The 17101-nt window shown below is 67.4% G+C and carries 17 protein-coding genes; 13 read left to right on the top strand and 4 right to left on the bottom strand.

Annotated features, from left to right (window positions below; translation table 11 throughout):
* The first annotated feature begins 261 nt into the window (after positions 1–261).
* Genes Q0V34_RS17285 through Q0V34_RS17250 form a run of 8 tightly spaced genes read left to right on the top strand, consistent with a single transcriptional unit; the run spans position 262 to position 6659 of the window.
* Entirely contained in the window at positions 262–1506 is a 1245-nt protein-coding gene (locus Q0V34_RS17285) for an amine dehydrogenase large subunit (protein WP_297514415.1), read from the top strand.
* Between the two features lie 2 nt (positions 1507–1508).
* On the top strand, positions 1509–2057 hold the full coding sequence (locus Q0V34_RS17280) for a MauE/DoxX family redox-associated membrane protein (protein ID WP_297514413.1): 549 nt from the start codon (positions 1509–1511) through the stop codon (positions 2055–2057).
* On the top strand, positions 2057–2668 hold the full coding sequence (gene mauD / locus Q0V34_RS17275; RefSeq protein ID WP_297514410.1) for a methylamine dehydrogenase accessory protein MauD: 612 nt from the start codon (positions 2057–2059) through the stop codon (positions 2666–2668). Before Q0V34_RS17280 ends, mauD begins: the two co-directional genes overlap by 1 nt.
* A complete protein-coding gene (locus Q0V34_RS17270; RefSeq protein WP_297514408.1) occupies positions 2661–3200 on the top strand; it encodes a methylamine dehydrogenase light chain in 540 nt (179 codons plus the stop codon). The genes mauD and Q0V34_RS17270 overlap by 8 nt, the downstream gene beginning before the upstream one ends.
* A gap of 1 nt (position 3201) precedes the next feature.
* Positions 3202–3675 (top strand): hypothetical protein, encoded by a 474-nt coding sequence (locus Q0V34_RS17265; RefSeq protein ID WP_297514405.1) that lies wholly within the window; start codon positions 3202–3204, stop codon positions 3673–3675.
* A gap of 12 nt (positions 3676–3687) precedes the next feature.
* A complete protein-coding gene (locus Q0V34_RS17260) occupies positions 3688–4161 on the top strand; it encodes a (2Fe-2S)-binding protein (RefSeq protein WP_297514402.1) in 474 nt (157 codons plus the stop codon).
* Positions 4158–6251, top strand: a complete 2094-nt coding sequence (locus tag Q0V34_RS17255) for a molybdopterin cofactor-binding domain-containing protein (protein ID WP_297514399.1) — start codon at positions 4158–4160, stop codon at positions 6249–6251. Before Q0V34_RS17260 ends, Q0V34_RS17255 begins: the two co-directional genes overlap by 4 nt.
* A gap of 30 nt (positions 6252–6281) precedes the next feature.
* Complete coding sequence (locus Q0V34_RS17250) at positions 6282–6659, top strand: c-type cytochrome (RefSeq protein WP_297514397.1); 378 nt, start codon at positions 6282–6284, stop codon at positions 6657–6659.
* A gap of 235 nt (positions 6660–6894) precedes the next feature.
* On the opposite strand, the gene Q0V34_RS17245 is transcribed toward Q0V34_RS17250, so the two are convergent.
* Positions 6895–8103: a serine hydrolase gene (locus Q0V34_RS17245; RefSeq protein ID WP_297514394.1), complete on the bottom strand. Its 1209-nt coding sequence runs from the start codon at positions 8101–8103 to the stop codon at positions 6895–6897.
* Positions 8104–8443: 340 nt separating this feature from the next.
* Between Q0V34_RS17245 and Q0V34_RS17240 the strand changes: the two genes are divergently transcribed.
* On the top strand, positions 8444–9424 hold the full coding sequence (locus Q0V34_RS17240) for a LysR substrate-binding domain-containing protein (RefSeq protein WP_297514391.1): 981 nt from the start codon (positions 8444–8446) through the stop codon (positions 9422–9424).
* Between the two features lie 152 nt (positions 9425–9576).
* On the opposite strand, the gene Q0V34_RS17235 is transcribed toward Q0V34_RS17240, so the two are convergent.
* The 3 genes from Q0V34_RS17235 to Q0V34_RS17225 all read right to left on the bottom strand — a co-directional run bounded on the left by Q0V34_RS17235 (position 9577) and on the right by Q0V34_RS17225 (position 13578).
* Complete coding sequence (locus tag Q0V34_RS17235; protein ID WP_297514388.1) at positions 9577–10074, bottom strand: hypothetical protein; 498 nt, start codon at positions 10072–10074, stop codon at positions 9577–9579.
* Positions 10075–10136: 62 nt separating this feature from the next.
* On the bottom strand, positions 10137–11876 hold the full coding sequence (locus tag Q0V34_RS17230) for an amidohydrolase (RefSeq protein ID WP_297514385.1): 1740 nt from the start codon (positions 11874–11876) through the stop codon (positions 10137–10139).
* A gap of 202 nt (positions 11877–12078) precedes the next feature.
* Entirely contained in the window at positions 12079–13578 is a 1500-nt protein-coding gene (locus tag Q0V34_RS17225; RefSeq protein ID WP_297514382.1) for a CoA-acylating methylmalonate-semialdehyde dehydrogenase, read from the bottom strand.
* An 83-nt stretch (positions 13579–13661) separates the two neighbouring features.
* On the opposite strand from Q0V34_RS17225, the gene Q0V34_RS17220 reads away from it, so the two are divergent.
* From Q0V34_RS17220 to Q0V34_RS17205, 4 genes are all read left to right on the top strand, one after another.
* A complete protein-coding gene (locus Q0V34_RS17220) occupies positions 13662–14552 on the top strand; it encodes a LysR family transcriptional regulator (protein ID WP_297514379.1) in 891 nt (296 codons plus the stop codon).
* Positions 14553–14831: 279 nt separating this feature from the next.
* The gene (locus tag Q0V34_RS17215; protein ID WP_297514376.1) at positions 14832–15605 is read left to right on the top strand and encodes an ABC transporter substrate-binding protein; all 774 of its coding nucleotides are present in this window, start codon (positions 14832–14834) and stop codon (positions 15603–15605) included.
* Positions 15602–16264, top strand: coding sequence for an amino acid ABC transporter permease (locus Q0V34_RS17210; protein WP_297514373.1), 663 nt, complete (start codon positions 15602–15604; stop codon positions 16262–16264). The genes Q0V34_RS17215 and Q0V34_RS17210 overlap by 4 nt, the downstream gene beginning before the upstream one ends.
* Positions 16261–16986 carry an amino acid ABC transporter ATP-binding protein gene (locus Q0V34_RS17205; RefSeq protein ID WP_297514370.1) on the top strand — a complete coding sequence of 242 codons (726 nt, stop codon included), beginning with the start codon at positions 16261–16263 and terminating at the stop codon, positions 16984–16986. The genes Q0V34_RS17210 and Q0V34_RS17205 overlap by 4 nt, the downstream gene beginning before the upstream one ends.
* Positions 16987–17101: the final 115 nt, after the last annotated feature.

Here is a 17101-nt window from a genome sequence, read left to right as displayed (position 1 = left end):
CGGCGGCCTCACCCCCTGGCAGCGTGTAAACAACCTTCTTGGAAACGACACCTAGTCCACCACCATTTAGCTTTTACGGTGCCGGGGTAGGGGAGTGTCTACACCGTCGTTTGGCGGCGCTGACGCGGCTATGGTCACCTTGATCAGCGCGCTGGGGCCGGACGCCTCGCCCTAGGGGATGTTCCTGGTCGGCGCGTCCGCCGAGCGGGTGGCGGACATGGAATGCTGGCCCATTGCGACGGCAGGTGAGGAATGAAGTATTTGAGCAGCGGACTTTTCAAGCGTCTCGGATTTGCGTACGGCGCGAGCGCCTGCGTGGCGGCTCTGGCCTTGAGCGCCGCCCCCGGCTGGGCGGCGGACGCCAAGGCGCCGAAGACGCCGGCCAAGCCCGCCGAGGCGGCGGCGGCCCCGCTCCCGCCCGTGCTGCCCGAAGAGGAGGCCGACACCGCCGTCCTGGCCACCGCCGGCCCCCACCGTCTCTTCCTCTTCGACCCCTACTATTACGCCGGCGCCCATGTGATTGAAGGCGACGATCCGCTGCTGTCGGAGAAGGGCCTGGCGCCGGCGGCGCGCAACGCCGGCGCCACCCTGTCGCGAGACGGCGGCAAGATCTATTTCTCCGAAACCTACTGGAGCCGCGGCGACCGCGGCGACCGCCAGGATCTGCTGACGGTCTATGACGGCCGCACCCTGGCTTTGGAGAAGGAGATTCCGCTTCCCAGCCGCCTGCTGGTGGTGCCGAAGACAAATCAGGTCGCCACCAGCGAGGACGGCGCCCTGGCCTATGCCTACGCCATGGCGCCCGCCTCTCAGGTGCACGTCGTGGATCTGGCCGCGGGCAAGGTGATCGGCTCGGTCGACATGCCGGGCTGTTCGTTGGCTTTTCCGTTTGGCGCTCGCAGCTTCGCCTCGCTCTGCGGCGACGGCACGGTGGGCGTGGCGACCGTGGGTCCGGCCGCCGAGGCCGCGCCGAAGTTCAGCAAGCCGTTCTTCGACGCCGACAATGATCCGGTGTTCGAAAACAGCTTCGTCGACCGCGCGACGGGCGAGGCCTTCTTTCTCTCGTTCACCGGCAAGATCTATCCGGCCAAGCTGGCGGGCGCGGCGCCGGTCGTCGACAAACCTTGGTCGATCAATGTCGCCGCCGGTTTTCCCGCGGCCGGCGCGGGCGTTCAGGAACTGGCCTGGCGGCCGGGCGGCGGTCAGGTCATGGCCTTCCACCGCAAGAATCGCCAGCTCTATGTGCTCATGCACGCGGGCAATTACTGGACGCACAAGGTCGAGGGAACCGAGGTCTGGGTCCTGGATGTCGACAAGCACAGCCTGATCAAGCGCATCTCGCTGGCGGCCCCGGCCAAGGGCATCGCCGTCACGCAGGACGATCAGCCGCTGCTCTACGCCTACGACTCCGCGCCGATGAGCCTGGCGGTCTATAACGCCAAGACCGGCGAGGTCACGGGCAGGCGCAAGATCGGCGGCATCATCGGCATGGTTCCGGGGCTTTGAACATGATCGATCAGATCCCGCCGGCTCTGGCGATCTGTACCCGGACCTTCGGCGGCCTGCTGTTCGGCGCGGCGGCGTTCGGCAAGATTCGTCATCACGTCGCGTTCCAGGGGGTGTTCGAGAACTATCGCCTGACGCCTCCCTTCGCCACGCCGGTTCTCGCCTATGGCCTGATCGGCGCCGAGGCGCTGGTGGCCCTGTCGCTTCTGACGGGCCTTGGGCTGACGGCGGGCGCGCTGGGGGCGATGGCCTTGCTGGGCTTGTTCGCCCTGGCCATCGCGATCAACCTCGTGAGGGGGCGCGACGACATCGATTGCGGTTGCTTTCAGTCGACTCTGCGCCAACAGCTGAGCTGGGCGCACGTCGTTCGCAACCTGGCCTATGCCACCTTGATGAACTGCCTTCTGCTTCCGCGCGCGCCGGTTACAAGCGCCTTGGACCTCGTGGACGGCGTCGGCGCCGGCCTGGCGTTCTTCGCGCTGGGCCAGGTCTTTGAAAGTCTCTGGTCGCTGCGCGGCGGCGTCAGAAAATTAGTCAAGAGGTTCGGCTAATGCTCATCGTCTCCCAAGCCTTGCTATGGACGGCCGTTATCGTGCTCAGCGTGGCCGTCGCGGCGCTCGCCCGGCAGATCGGCGTGCTGCATGAGCGTATCGCGCCGGTCGGCGCCCTGGCGATCAGCCAGGGCCCGCAACCGGGGGAAGCCGCGCCGAAGTTGACGGTCGAGACCCTGGCGGGGCCGTCCGCCAAGATCGGCGGCGCTCGCGAGACGCTACGCTCGCAGCTCCTGTTCTTCGTTTCGCCGACCTGCCCGATCTGCAAGCAGCTGCTGCCGACGGTCCTGCGCTTCGCCAACGCCGAGAAGATGGATCTCCTGGTCCTGGGCGACGGCGACGAGGCCCAGCACCGCCAGATGGCCGACCGCTTCAAGATCGACACCAGACAGTTCGCGATCAGCACCGAGGTGGGCCAGACCTACCGGGTCGGCAAGCTTCCGTACGCCGTCCTGATCGACGACCGGGGCACGATCGTGGCCCAGGGTCTGGTCAACACCCGCGAACATCTCGAAAGCCTGACCAACGTCCAGGAGACCGGGTTCAAGTCCGTGCAGGATTACCTGGTTTCACGCCGGACCTCGCAACAAGAAAGCGCCGACAATGGCTGATCAGAAGCCCACTCTCAGCGAGAAGATGACCCGCGCGATCGCGCGTAACAGCTCCCGCCGGAGTATCCTCAACAGGCTGGGCGCCACGCTCGTCGGCGCCGCGGCGTTTCCGCTGCTGCCCGTCTCGCGAGTGTCGGCCCAGACCCGTCCGCTGACGGACTTCGAGCGCAACGCCCAGAGCAAGGACCCTCTGTCCTGCGACTACTGGCGCCACTGCGCGATCGACGGGGTGATCTGCGGCTGCTGCGGCGGCGGCCCGCACACCTGCCCGCCCGGCAGCCAGCCTTCGCCGACGGCCTGGATCGGCACCTGCCTCAACCCCGATGACGGCCGCGCCTATTTGATTTCGTACCGCGACTGCTGCGGCCGCTCGATCTGCGCGCCGACCAAGGAAACCTGTCACTGCACCGCGACCGACCGCGAGCTGCCCATCTATCGGCCGCAGTCCAACAACGACATCATCTGGTGTTTCGGGGACACCTCCATGGCCTATCATTGCTCGACGGCCGCGCTGATCGGCTTGGCGTCCTGAGATGTGGCGCGCGTCCGCGATCGGCGTCGTCTTCGGCGCGCTGGCCTTGGCCGGGGCGTCCGGCGCCGCCGACGCCGCCAGCGGATCGACGCCGTCGCCGATCCCCCTGGGCGCCTCGCGCTATCTGGAGTCCTGCGGCGGCTGCCACGGGATCACCGGGACCTCGGCCAAGAGCGAGATCCCGGTGCTGCGCGATCAGGTGGGGCGGTTCGTATGCACCGACGAGGGCCGCGCCTATCTGGTGCGCCTGCCCAACGTGGCCTTCGCGGCCATGGACGATCACACCCTGGCCCAGGCGATGAACTACATGGTCTTCAGCCTGGGCGGCTCCAGTGTTCCCAAGGGGGCGAGGCCCTACTCCCCCCAGGAGGTCGCGGCCCTGCGTCAAAGGCCCCTGAAGGCGACAGACCTGGCGTCGATGCGCTCGAGCGTCCTCGGCCGGGCGTTGGCGGCCTGCCAAGAGCAAGGCCGATAGGCCGGAGCCGCGATGTCGATTTTCCATATCAGCATCAACGGCAAGGTCCGCCGTGTCGACGCCGAACCCGAGACGCCCATGCTCTGGGTGCTGCGCGATGAGCTTGATCTGCCGGGCGCCCGGTTCGGCTGCGGCGCGGGGCTCTGCGGGGCCTGCACCATTCACGTCGATGGCGCGCCTCTCCGCGCATGCATCACGCCCTTGAACGCGATCGGCGCGAGCAAGGTCACCACGATCGAGGGCCTTGGCGACACCCGCCTCGGCCGGATCCTGCAGGAGGCGTGGCTGGCCGAGGATGTCGCGCAATGCGGCTACTGCCAGTCGGGCCAGCTGATGTCGGCCGCGAGCCTCCTGGCCGCGACCCCCGCGCCCAGCGACGAGGATATCGACCAGGCGATGAGCGGCAACATCTGCCGCTGCGGCGCCTATCCCCGCATCCGCAAAGCCATTCATCGCGCCGCGAACGCGCTGCGGGGCAAGTCGTGACCAGGCCGAGCGCCCTCACCCGCCGATCGCTGTTGATGTCGGGTCTGGCGGTGGGCGGCGGCCTCTATGTCGCGGCGGCCACGCCGACCAAGGCGCAAGCCCAGGCGGTCTTGAATGCTTTCGTGCGCATCAAGCCCGACGGGTCGGTCGGCCTGACGCTAGCGCGCGCGGAGATGGGCCAGGGCGTCAGCACCAGCCTGACGATGATCCTGGCCGAGGAACTCGACGTCCCGCTTTCGCGGGTGTCGATCGAGCAGGCGCCCAGCGATATCGCGCGCTACGGCGCTCAGGCGACCGGCGGCTCGACGTCGGTCGCTTCCAGTTACGAGGCCTTGCGCAAGGTCGGCGCGGCCGCGCGCGAGATGCTGGTCGCCGAAGCCGCCGCGCGCTGGGGCGTCGCGCCCGACACCTGCGAGACGCGGGATGGACTGGTGCGCCACCCGGCCAGCGGTCGCGGCCTCACCTACGGCGATCTGGCCGAAGGCGCCGCCCAGCGCCCGCCGCCGCCGTCGCCGGCGCTCAAGACTCCCGACCAGTTCCGGATCATCGGCAAGCCGACGACGCGTTTGGACGGTCGCGCCCGGGTCGATGGCAGCGTTCGCTACGGAATCGACGCCGCCCCGCCCGGCGTGCGGATCGCTCTGGCCGCCTACTCGCCGAAGTTCGGCGGCAAGGTCGAGCGCGTCGACGAGCGGGAGGCGCTGAAGGTCGCCGGCGTCAGCAAGGTGCTGCGGCTGGACGACAGCGTCGTCGTGATCGCCCGGAACACCTTCGCGGCGCTCAAGGGCCGCGAGGCGCTGAAGATCACCTGGACCGAGCCGGAGCATCCGATCGACACCAAGGCCGTCTTCGCCGCGCTGGAGGCCGCGACGCGGACCCCGGGCGCGACGGCGGCCCAGACCAGCGGCGTCGAGGCGGCCCTGGCGGGGGGCGGTCTCTACGAGGCTGTCTACCATCAGCCCTTCCTGGCGCACGCCCCGATGGAGCCCATGAACTGCGTGGCCCAGGTGCGGGCCGATCTCTGCGAGATCTGGACGGGAACTCAGGTGATGGGCGCTGCGCAGAAGGCGGTCGCGACCGCCTTGAGCCTGCCGCTCGACAAGGTGGTGATCCACAATCGGCCCTTGGGCGGCGCCTTTGGCCGGCGCCTCGAGCCGGACGCCATCCTCGCCTGCGTGGAGGTGGCGCGTCAGGTCGACCATCCCGTAAAGATGATCTGGACGCGCGAGGACGACATCCGAAGGGACCGCTTCCGGCCCGCCTATGTCGACCGTCTGGAGGCGCGTCTGGACGCCGATGGCCGGCCTCTCGCCTGGCGTCATCGTATCGCCGGCTCCTCGATCATCGCGCGGCTCTATCCGCAAGCCTTCAAGGGCGTCGACGCCGACGCCGTCGAGTGCGCCCAGAACCCGATCTATCGCCTCCGGGAACGGCAAGTCGAATTCAACCGGGTGGAGACGCCGGGCCTGACGACGAGCTGGTGGCGGGGCGTGGGCGCGCTGCGCAGCACCTTCGTCCTGGAAAGCTTCATCGATGAACTGGCGGTCAAGGCCGGTCAGGATCCCGCCGCCTTCCGTCGCGGCCTGATCGACGACCCGCGCTTGGCCGGGGTGCTTGACCGGGTTCTGGCGCTGATGAACTGGTCAACGCCCCTGCCGGCGGGGCGTGGTCGGGGTCTGGCCATTCAGCATGCGTTCAAGAGCTATGGCGCGATGATCGTGGAAGTGAGCGTCGGCCAAGGACGGATCAAGGTGGACAAGGTCGGGTGCGCCGTCGATTGCGGCCTGGCGATCAACCCGCGCGGGGTGGAAGCCCAGGTGCAGGGCGGCGCCCTTTTCGGCCTGTCGGCCGCCCTGACCGGCGAGATAACCTTCGCCGAGGGCGCGATCGAGCAGAGCAATTTCGACAGTTACCCCGTGATGCGGATGAACGAGGCGCCTTCGATCGCCGTGGCCCTGATCGACAGCCAGGCCGCCCCCGGGGGCTTGGGCGAGTTGCCGACGATCTTGGCGGCCCCGGCCCTCGCCAACGCGGTCGCCGCCGCGACGGGAAGGCGCCTGCGCCGCCTGCCGCTTGAAGCTCAACTCTAGGACCACGAAGTCGCGTGGAAGGATGATTGGATGAAAATCTTTGTAGCCTCGATCCTCGCGGCCCTGGCGGCGGCGGGACAAGCCTCGGCGGCGGAGGGCTCGGCGGACGCCGGCAAGGCCGTCTTCGACATGAAGTGCGCCATGTGCCACGCCAGCGCCCCGGGCGTGCGCAGCCCGGTCGCCCCCAATCTGTTCGGCGTTGGCCAGCGCGTGTCGGGCTCGAGCGATTTCGCGGGCTATTCGCCGGCCTTGAAGAAGGCGGCCGTGCCCTGGAACAGCAAATCCCTCGACCAGTTCCTGACCGGTCCGAACAAGATGGTGCCGGGGACCCGCATGGTCATCACCGTGCCGGACGCGCAGAAACGCGCCGACCTGGTGGCTTATCTTGTCTCGCTGAAGAAGAAATAGCCCGGCGGCGCCTCGCGGGGCTCTTCCGTGGACGCGCCGCGAACGGAGAAGGCCCCACGGCGAACGCCGTGGGGCTTCAGGCGGGCGTCCTTGGAGCCGCGAAGGACGCCGTCCGAGGTGGCCGGCGGATAAGCCGCTGGACGGGCCCGCGCCGTTGGCTTCGATCAGCGTCCATTGGCGGCTCTAAATAACTGGATAGAGGCCCCACTAGAGTCTGGATGGTTCCAGACAAACTCTAGTGGGGCGTCCGAGCGTCAAGCGCCGCCAACGTCGCCTTCATGAAGGCGACCTGCAGCCGGTACTGTTCGAGGGTGCCGGCGTTGCTCCAGGCGCTCTGGATGACGATCACCACGTTCCGCGACGGCTCGATGTAGAGCGCCTGGCCCATGATGCCGATACCCGCATAGCCGCCGAACGGCTCGATCCACCATTGGAAGCCATAGTCCGTCCCGTAGTCCGTCTTCTCCAGGGAGCGGGTCGCCGTGTCGATCCAGCCGGCGGGCAGGACGGGATTGCCGCCGGCCTGGGCGCCCTCGAGCATGAACTGGCCGAGCCGACCGTAATCGCGCAGGCGCGCGCTAAAGCAGATGCCGCCCAGATCCAGGCCGTCCTGTGAGGTCATCCAGACGCCATCCGTCTCCATGCCGTAAGGGCGCCAGACCTTTTCAGACAGATACTCCGCGAGCCCCTTGCCCGTGGCGCGCATCACAACGGCCCCGATCAGGTTGGATTCGCCGGTCGAGTAGTGAAACTTCTTTCCGGGCTCGGCGTCGCGCGGTAGGGCCGAAAAGCGCTTGAAGGCCTCGGGACCCAGCTCGGTGGCGTGCAGGTTAAAATCCGACGCCGGGTCGTTGTAGTCCTCGTTCCAGTGCACGCCCGAGGTCATGGTCAGCAGCTGACGTAGCGTCACGCCGTCATAGGCGCCGCCCTTGAGTTCCGTGACATAGCTGTCGGCGCGGTCATCGAGGCTCTTGATGGCGCCATCGCGGATCGCCGCGCCGAGCAAGGTCGAGGTCACCGACTTGGCGATCGAAAACGAAGTCCAGCGATCGGTCGGCTTACGGCCAAGTCCGTAGCGCTCGAGAAGCACCTTGCCATCCTTGAGGACGAGCAGGCCCGAAACGCGATTGATCTTCATGAAGTCGGCTTCTGTGTAAGGCCGATGGTCATAGGTGAAATTGACCGAGAGCGGCTGGCCCGGCGGCAGGGCGCGCACCGTCTTGCCAGCCTTGATCGGATGGGTCGGGAAGATGGTCTCCATGGCGCGATAGCCGGCTTCCTGCTCGCTGGGCGACCAGAAGCCGAGACGCTTGGCCATGGGGGCGTCCGGCCCCGGAGGCGCGCCAGGGTCGGCGGAGGCCGCCCCCGCGAGGATCATGGCGCCGCCCGCCATCATCGACGACAGCCAAAGGGCGCGTCGGCGCCGCACGGATCGGGGGGTCATGGCAAGGCTCCTCACGTCTCGCGCCTGCGCGCGCATCTCGCCAATGTCGCGTGGCGAAGCCCCGGATGACGAGTTGCCCGTCGGTCCCAACATGGTGCTTGTTGATCACCGATGCTGATCCGAGCGCTTGATGGAGCCAAGTGGAAGCGGTGATTTCGGATGGCGAGCAAGGCGATTCCGCCAAAAAATCTCCGCGAACTCTCAAAACCCTTGAGCCTCGAGGGAGTCTTTGCCCAAGAATGGGGCGCGGTGACGAAAAAGCCCCAGATACGTCGATCCTCGCTGGTCAGGCGCGTTCGGGGCGCAAACTATTGAAGCGCCGCGCAGGGAGGCTATCGCCATGTCCGAGGTCGTCGACCTAGGGAAATCCGACCCCTTTTCGTTCGCCAATCGTCGGCTCCTGCCGCCCTTCGCCGCCCTGCGCGCCTTCGAGGCCGTCGGCGCGCTCGGAGGGATCCGGCGCGCCGCGGCGGCGCTCAATCTCGACCATGCCGCGGTCAGCCGACACGTCCGCCGCCTGGAGATGTGGGCCGGTTGCCCCCTGATCGATCGTGATCGCGGCAGCGGCGCCCTGACTCAGGACGGGGCGGCCTTCCACGGCCGCATATCGGCCGCGCTCAATGAAATCGCCAGCGCCAGCGTCAGCCTGACGAGACGGGGCGACGACTCGCGCCTGACCCTGTGGTGCGCGCCCGGCCTGGCATCGGAATGGCTCGCGCACCGGCTTTCCGAATTCAGCCAGACCCATACCAATCTCGACGTCGAGCTGCAGCCGACCGAGAGCGCGCCCGACTTCACGCGCTACGAGGCCGACATCGACATTCGCTACATCGTCGATGGCCGTCGCGATCAGTATCCGGTGGCTTCCGATGTCGCCGCCATCACCGTGGCGCGTCCGGCCGTGATCGCCGTGTGTAGCCCGGAGTTCGCCAGAACGATCGGCGCGATCGAGTCCGCCGCCGACCTTCTGCCGCTACCGTTGTTGCACGAGCACGACGCCAGCCAGTGGCGCCGGTGGTTCGCCGCTCAGGATGTGGAGGTCAGCGCGGTGTCGGGTCCCAAGCTCTGGCACGCCAACCTCACGCTGAACTCGGCCCGTTTGGGCCATGGCGTGGCGCTGACGAACGCCTTCTTGGCGGGTGATGAAATCCGCAGCGGGCGCCTGGTCAATCTCACGCCCCCAGGCCCCGAGATCATCCTGGGCGCCTACGAACTGCGCGCGCGCCGCGATCGCTGGCGCTCGCCCGCGATCCTGGCGTTCCGGCGCTGGTTCCAGAAAAGCATGGCGCAGGTGCAAGGCCCCGTCAGCCGAGCGGCCTGAACGGCTGTCCAGCGCCGCCCTTCTCCAAGCCCGCAAGGCGGTCTCACCTGATGCAGCAGATGAAAGCCGGCGAAGGGGGGGACGCGCCGGTCGCCGCCTTGCGGGCGCCTCGCCATGGCCAGCCACGATGAGGCTGGCCGGCGAAACGGTGTTTATCGCCGATCGAAGACCAGCACGGAGGTCACCTCGCCCTCGTCGTTCTTCAGGAGGCTGATGAGGCTGGCGCCTCCCTGGGTTTCCCAGTGTTCGAGCCTGACCCGCCGCCCTTCGCGGGTCCGCGTCATGATGACCTCCGTTACGCCCGGCCTTTTGACGCTCAAGGTCGCCGTGCCGATCTGGGCGCCCGACTTCAAGTCGTAAAGCGGGTAGGGGGCGCCGTCGGGCTTGGCGCGATAGCGCGCGCCCGAGACTTCGCCGTTGAAGGTGACTTCCGCCGAATAGATCTCCCAGTCGTCCTCGTGGCGGACCGTGAGGACTTCGCCGATCTGGCGGTGGGGCCCCGATTTCGGCAGCGAAAGGACCCAGGTCCCGTCGTGACCGCCCTCGCGGGCGTCGGTCGGCGTCGAGGCGACGACCATGGGCGCGAAGCTGGCCACGAGGGCGAGCTTGGCCAGACGGGGTTGGACAAGACGGGGGCGGACAAGCGGCAAGGTGATTCCTCTTCCCATCCGATCTGATGTTGAGCTGGGCGGCGCGCGCGCCTGATCGCGTATCAGGACCCCGGACGCTGGTAGGCGATCTTGCCGTCGATGACCGTCATATCGAGCGGGATGTCGGCCAGATCCTTCTTGGGGATGGTCAAGGGATCCTTGGCCAGCACCACCAGATCGGCCAGCTTGCCCACCGTGATCGAGCCTCGGCTGTCCTCCATGAAATTGGCCCGCGCCGACCAGAGGGTGAACATCCGGATGCCGTCCATGACCGAGATGGCTTCCTCCGGCTGGACGACCTCGCCGTATTTGGTGTCGCGGTTGACGGCCCGGGCGATCGAGAACATCGGATAGGTGGCGAAGTTCTGGGTGCCGATGGTGTCGATGCCACCCGCTGGATGGAAGCCGCGGTCGATCAGGGTCTTCATCGCGAAGAACTTGACGTCGGGCTCCTTGGTGTTGGTGGGAGTCAGTCGCCACAGAAAGGCGGGCTGGGGCGACGGGATGACGTGATCGGCGCTCATCCGCCGCAGCCGCTCCTCGGTCCGGGCCGGATCCTGCACCAGGAAGTGACCGAAATGCTCGATCCGATAGCGCGGATCGGGGCGCGGATAGGTCTTTTGCGCCAGTTCGTAGGCGGTCAGCACCATGTCCTCGGCGCGGTCGCCGTTGGCGTGGATCTGGACCTGCCAGCCGTCGCGCGCGGCCTCGCCGACAGCGGTGTTCAGTTGCTCCTGGGTAAAGGAGACGCCACCGTGATTGTCTTCCTCGAAGGTCGTGCCAGAGCCGTTCCAGACGGGCTTGTAGACCGCGGCCGTCGTCCCCCACACGCCATCGAGGATGTATTTTATCGCGCCGTTCCGCAGCCAGTCGTCGCCGTCATTGGGCCTGATGCCCAGGGTTCTCAGACCGTCCACCGGCGACTTGCCGGGCTCCGTGGCGACGCCGACTCCACCACGCGATTCGGGCCGCAGCAGGTAGTTGAGGCGCACGCGCGTGGGCAGGCGCCCCTCGGCCTTGAGTTCCGAATAGGCCTTGTAGGCGGCCAGATCGGACATGTCCGAAACCGTCGTGACGCCGCGCTTGAGATAGAAGTCTTCGAGGATGTAGCGCACCGCCTCCTTCATCTCGGGATAGGTGAACTCCTTGATCTTGTCCTTGGGCCACGGCGCGGGCGCGTCGCGGATGATCGCCACCTCGCCATCGGCGGTGCGCTCGTAGCGCCCGGTCGAGCCCTTGGGCGGATCGGGAAAATTCTTGGTCATGCCCATCAACTGGGCGGCCTTGTGATTGATCAGATGGTCGTGGACGCTCCACTGCAGGTCCACGGGGCGATCCGGAAAGGCGGCGTCCAGCGCCTCGCGCGTGGGCATCACCTGGTTGTAGGTTCCCTGCCCCGTGAGCCAAGCGCCGGGCGCGGCCCTCTCGGCGGCGGCCTTCAGGGTGGCGATGATGGCCGCTCCATCCTTCAGCGGCGGGGCCTGGATGTTGACGTAGTGCGCCTCGACATTGGCCATGCCCGCCACGTGCGAATGGGCGTCGATGAACCCGGGCAGGAGGGCGCGTCCCTTGAGGTCGACCACCTTGGTCTTGGGCCCGCGCCACGCCTCGACGTCGCCCACCGCGACGATCCGGTTGCCGATCACCGCCACGCCGGCGGCGGTGGGGACCTTGTCGTCGACCGTGATGACCTTGCCATTGAGAAAGACGAGATCGGCCTGCTCGGACCAAGCCGAGCCCCCCGCCAAGAGGGTGGTCGCGAGCGCCACAGCGGCGATGGCGGACTTAGGCGGATAACGCATGCTGGGCCCCGAAACGCTTGACGCCCCAGCATGACCCATTCCCGCGAATTGGCGGAGTTGAGAAGCGGCCACGGCGCGGTGTCTTTCGCGCACCACCCTAGCCCTCGACGCGGACGATATCGACCGGACGCGCCCGTCCGGAAGGCGACGAAGCCCCGCGACCCGGGTCGCGGGGCTCGTTCAGCGGGGGGACGACGCCCCGTTACCGCATCGTCGGGATGACGAAGCTCTGGTCCAGCACGGCCCCGCCCTTGGGCCAGCGCTGGGTGACGGTCTTGGTGCGCGTGTAGAATTTCACGCCGTCCATGCCGTACTGGTTCAGGTCGCCGAAGCCCGAGCGCTTCCAGCCGCCGAAGCTGTGATAGGCGACGGGCACCGGGATCGGCACATTGATCCCGACCATGCCCACCTCGACCTGGTCGGCGAACTCGCGCGCGGCGTCGCCGTTGCGGGTGAAGATCGCCACGCCGTTGCCGTACTGGTGGCGCGAGGCGAGGCCGATGCCCTCTTCCAGCGTTTCGGCGCGCACCATCTGCAGCACCGGGCCGAAGATCTCCTCGTGGTACGAGCGGCTGGTGGGCTGAACGCGGTCGAACAGGGTCGGGCCGACGAAGAAGCCGTCCTCGTGGCCTTGCAGCGAGAAGCCGCGGCCGTCGACGACCAGTTCGGCGCCTTCGTCGACGCCCATCTGGATGTAGCTTTCGATCCGAGCCTTGTGGGCGGCGCTGACCACCGGGCCGTAGTGGGCGTCGGGGTCGGTGCTGACGCCGACGCGCAGGGACCCGATCGCGGCGACGAGCTTCTCGCGCAGGGCCTCGGCGGTCTTTTCCCCGACCGGCACGACGACGGGCAGGGCCATGCAGCGCTCGCCCGCCGAGCCATAGGCGGCGCCGATGATGTCGGCCGTGGCCTGCTCCAGGTCCGCGTCCGGCAGGACGATCCCGTGGTTCTTGGCCCCGCCCATGGCTTGGACGCGCTTGCCGGCCGCGCCGCCGCGCTGGAACACCGACTGGGCGATGTCCGAGCTGCCGACGAAGCTGACGGCCTTGATGTCCTTGTGATCGAGAATGGCTTCGACGCAGTCCTTGTCGCCGTGGACGACATTGAGGATCCCCGGCGGCAGGCCGGCCTCCATCATCAGCTCGGCCAGGCGCACCGGCACGGAGGGGTCGCGCTCGGAAGGCTTCAGAATGAAGGCGTTGCCGCAGGCGATGGCCGGGCCGAACATCCACATCGGGATCATGGCCGGGAAGTTGAACGGGGTGATCCCCGAGACCACGCCCAGCGCCTGGCGCATCGAATAGACGTCGATCCCCGGACCGGCGCCTTGGGTGTATTCGCCCTTCAGCAGGTGCGGGATGCCGCACGCGAACTCGATCACCTCCAGGCCGCGTTGGATGTCGCCCTTGGAGTCGGCGACGACCTTGCCGTGCTCGGACGACAAGAGCTCGGCCAACTCATCCATGTGCACTTCGAGCAGGCGCTTGAATTCGAACATTACCCGCGCGCGGCGCTGCGGGTTGGTCGCCGCCCAGGCCGGCTGAGCGGCCTTGGCGTTGGCGACGGCGGCGTCCAGTCCCGCCGCCGAGGCCAGGGCCACGCGAGCCTGAACCTTGCCGGTGTTGGGGTCGAAGACATCGCCGAAGCGCCCGGACGTTCCCTCCACGACACGGCCGCCGACGAAGTGGGAGATAGCGCGCATGGAAAGCTCCTGGGTTGCCATGCTCAAATAGCCCCTGCAGAGTTGCCGCGACACCCGATAAATCAGCAAATCCCTCTGCAAAAATGCACGCACTCAATTGGAACGACCTGCGAGTCTTTCTGGCGGTCGCGAGATCCGCCGGGCTGATCACGGCGGGCCGCAGGCTGGGCCTGGATCCGACCACCGTCGGCAGACGCGTCGGCGCGCTGGAGACCAGTCTCGGCGTCAAGCTGATCGAGCGGACGACGCGGGGCTCGATCCTGACCTCGTCGGGCGAAGCGCTGCTCGAGCACGCCGAACGGGTCGAGGCCGAGATGATGGCCGTCAGCGCGCGGTTGGGCGCCTCGGGTCCGCCCCTGTCGGGCACGGTGCGCCTGTCGACGCCCGAAGCCTTCGGCGCCAATCTCGTGGCCCCGGCGGCGAGCCTCTTTCACGCGCGCTTCCCCGAGTTGCAGCTCGAGCTCGTTCCAGAGACCCGAAACGTGGATATGATGCGGCGCGAAGCCGACATCGCGATCAGCCTGAGCCGACCCACGCGCGGCCGCGTGATCTCTGAAAAGCTCGCCGACTACACCTTGGGCCTCTATGCGTCGAAGGACTATCTGGCGATCCATTCCGCGCCCGCTCAGCTGGCCGAGTTAAGCGAGCGCCCCTTGGTCTGGTACATCGACGACCTGATCGACGTTCCCGAACTGCGCTATCTCGACCAGGTCGCCGCGGGCGCCGGGACCGTGTTTCGCTCGAACTCGATCGCCGCCCAGCACGCCGCTGTGGCGTCGGGACTGGGGCTTGGCATGTTGCATCGCTTCGCCGCCGAGCCGGATCCGCGCTTGCGCCGCGTGCTGCCCGAGGTCGTCTCCCTGCAGCGCAGCTATTGGCTGTCCGTGCACGAAAATCTGGCGCACCTGCCCCGAATCCGCGCGGTGCGGGATTTTCTTCTGGCGTTGGTGCGCAGCCGCGCGGACGACCTTTAGGTCGCCGAAACGGTGATCTTTCGACACCGGGCCGGAATTGAAATTCACCTTTTGCAAGGGCGACGGTTTAGGGCCTTCTAGAGGCGGGTCTCGGCGGGCGCGGCTTCGACGACGCGGGAGACCCGAAGGAGGACATGGACTGGGGCCATCATTGAAATGGGCGCCGGCAGCATGCGGCCAAAACCTGTCCGCGGCGCCGCGCCGCGATGATGGCGAGGCTGTCCTTCTTACGAGCCCGCGGACACAACAGCGTGGCTTTCAACGCGCGACGAGGATCCTATGACCCGACACCCCGACTATTCCCGCCGGCAGGCGATGGTCCTGGCTTCCAGCGGCCTTCTGCTGAGCGCGTGCGGCGTCAAGGGCGACAAGGTCAGCGGCGCCCTGCGCGTCGGCTCGACGGCCACCGGCGCTCCCTTCAGCTTTCTCGATATCGAGACCAACAGTCTGGTCGGCGCCATGATCGACATCGCGCACGCCGTGGCCGCCGACGCCGGCTTGAGCATCGCGGTGGAAACGACGGCCTTTTCCGCTCTGGTGCCCTCGCTGACCGCCAAGAAGATCGACCTCGTGGCCGCCGGCATTCTTCGCACCGCCGAGCGGGAGAAGGTCGTGGCCTTCAGCGCCCCCGTCTATGCCTATGGCGGCGCGGTGATGGTGCGCAAGGACGACGGACGCGCCCCCCAGAACCTGGCCGGCCTGAAGGGCGCGACGGTTGGCGCTCAGGTGGGGACGCGCTTCGTCGCCCAGCTCGGCGAGGCCGGGGTCACGCAGGTCAAGACCTATGACAACCTCGCCGACGCGCTGCGCGATCTGCAGGGCGGACGTCTGGACGCCGTCTACGGCGACGCGCCGCTCATGGCCTACCGCCTGCGGACGACGCCCGACCTTCCGCTCCGGCTCGTCGCCTCGTTCACGCCGCCCAGCAAGGAAGACGTCTGTCTGCTGGTGCGCAAGGAAGACACCGCTCTTCTGCGGAAGCTCAACGCCTCGATCGGCCGGATCAAGTCCACCGAGATCGCCGCCATCATCGCCAAGTGGGGACTGTCTTGAACGGCCTCGAAACGTTCTTTTCCGATGCGACGACCTTCCTGCCCATTCTGCTGCGGGGCGTGGTCGTTACGATCGGCCTGACCGCGAGCGCCCTGGTCGCCAGCCTCGTCATGGGAATGGCCTGGGCGCTGATGGGCCTGTCGAAGAGCTCGGCGCCGCGCCTCGTCAGCCGACTGATCATCAACACCGTTCGCGGCGTGCCGATCATCGTGCAGCTGTTCTACGTCTATTTCGTGCTGCCCGAGCTTGGCCTGCAGATGGACGCCTTCATCGCCGGGGCGCTGGGCCTGGGTCTGGCCTATTCGGTGTATCAGGCCGAGAACTTCCGCGCGGGCTTCGCCTCGGTCGATCCGGCGCTGATCGAGGCCGCCGAGGCGCTCGGCATGAGCGAGCGCAAGATCTTCGTGCGCGTCGTTCTTCCCTTGGCCGTGCGCGTGGCGCTGCCGCCGTTCGGCAATACGGCCGTGATGCTGCTGAAGGACTCTTCGATCGCCTCGACCATCACCGTGGCCGAGCTGACGCGCGCGGGCCAGCTCCTGGCGGTAAGCACCTTCAAGAACATGTCCGTCTACACGCTCATCGCGCTCCTCTATCTGGCCATGAGCCTGCCTTTGACCTTCGCGGTCGGCCAGCTCGAGCGAAAGTTCGCCCGCAGATGATCAGCCTAAAGAACATCAGCAAGTCCTTCGGCTCGACCATGGTGCTCAAGGATGTCAGCTTCGAGGTCGCGCGTGGCGAGGTGGTGTGCCTGATTGGTCCATCGGGCTCGGGCAAGTCGACGATCCTGCGCTGCATCAACGGGCTCGAGCGCCATGACGGCGGCGAGATCCTGATCGACGGCCAGCCGCTCTCGCCATCGACCCTGCGCGCGGTGCGCGGCAAGGTCGCCATGGTCTTCCAGCGCTTCAATCTGTTTCCCCACCGCACCGCGGCCGAAAATGTCGCCGAAGGGCCGATCCACGTGCTGGGCCAGCCGCGCGAGGCGGCCCTCGACCGGGCGCGGGCGCTGCTGGCGGATGTCGGCCTCGGCGATCGGTGCGACAACTATCCCGCCCAGCTGTCGGGCGGACAGCAGCAGCGCGTCGGCATCGCCCGTGCTCTGGCGATGAGCCCGCGGGCCATCCTGTTCGACGAACCGACCTCGGCGCTGGATCCCGAGCGGGTCGGCGAGGTTCTGAAAGTCATGCGCAAACTGGCCGAGCAGGGCATGACCATGGTCGTGGTCACCCATGAGATCGGCTTTGCCAGGGAGGTCGCGGACCGGGTGCTATTCATGGATGGCGGGCGCATCGTCGAGAGCGGTCCCGCCAAGGCGGTGCTCGCCAATCCGACGCAGGCCCGGACCCGCGAATTCCTGGATCGGGTGCTGAACCCGCTTTAGCGCCCTATCCGCGAAGCGCGCGCCCGATCCGTCGGACGCCGTCGCGGCCGGCTAGCACGCTCTAGATGTTTGAAATCGAGCCTGTCTGTTTCGATGATTTTCCTTCGAGATAGAC

This window comes from uncultured Caulobacter sp. (genome assembly GCF_947036865.1).
In the GTDB taxonomy this organism is placed as follows: domain Bacteria; phylum Pseudomonadota; class Alphaproteobacteria; order Caulobacterales; family Caulobacteraceae; genus Caulobacter.
This window is presented reverse-complemented; position numbering and strand designations above follow the sequence as displayed.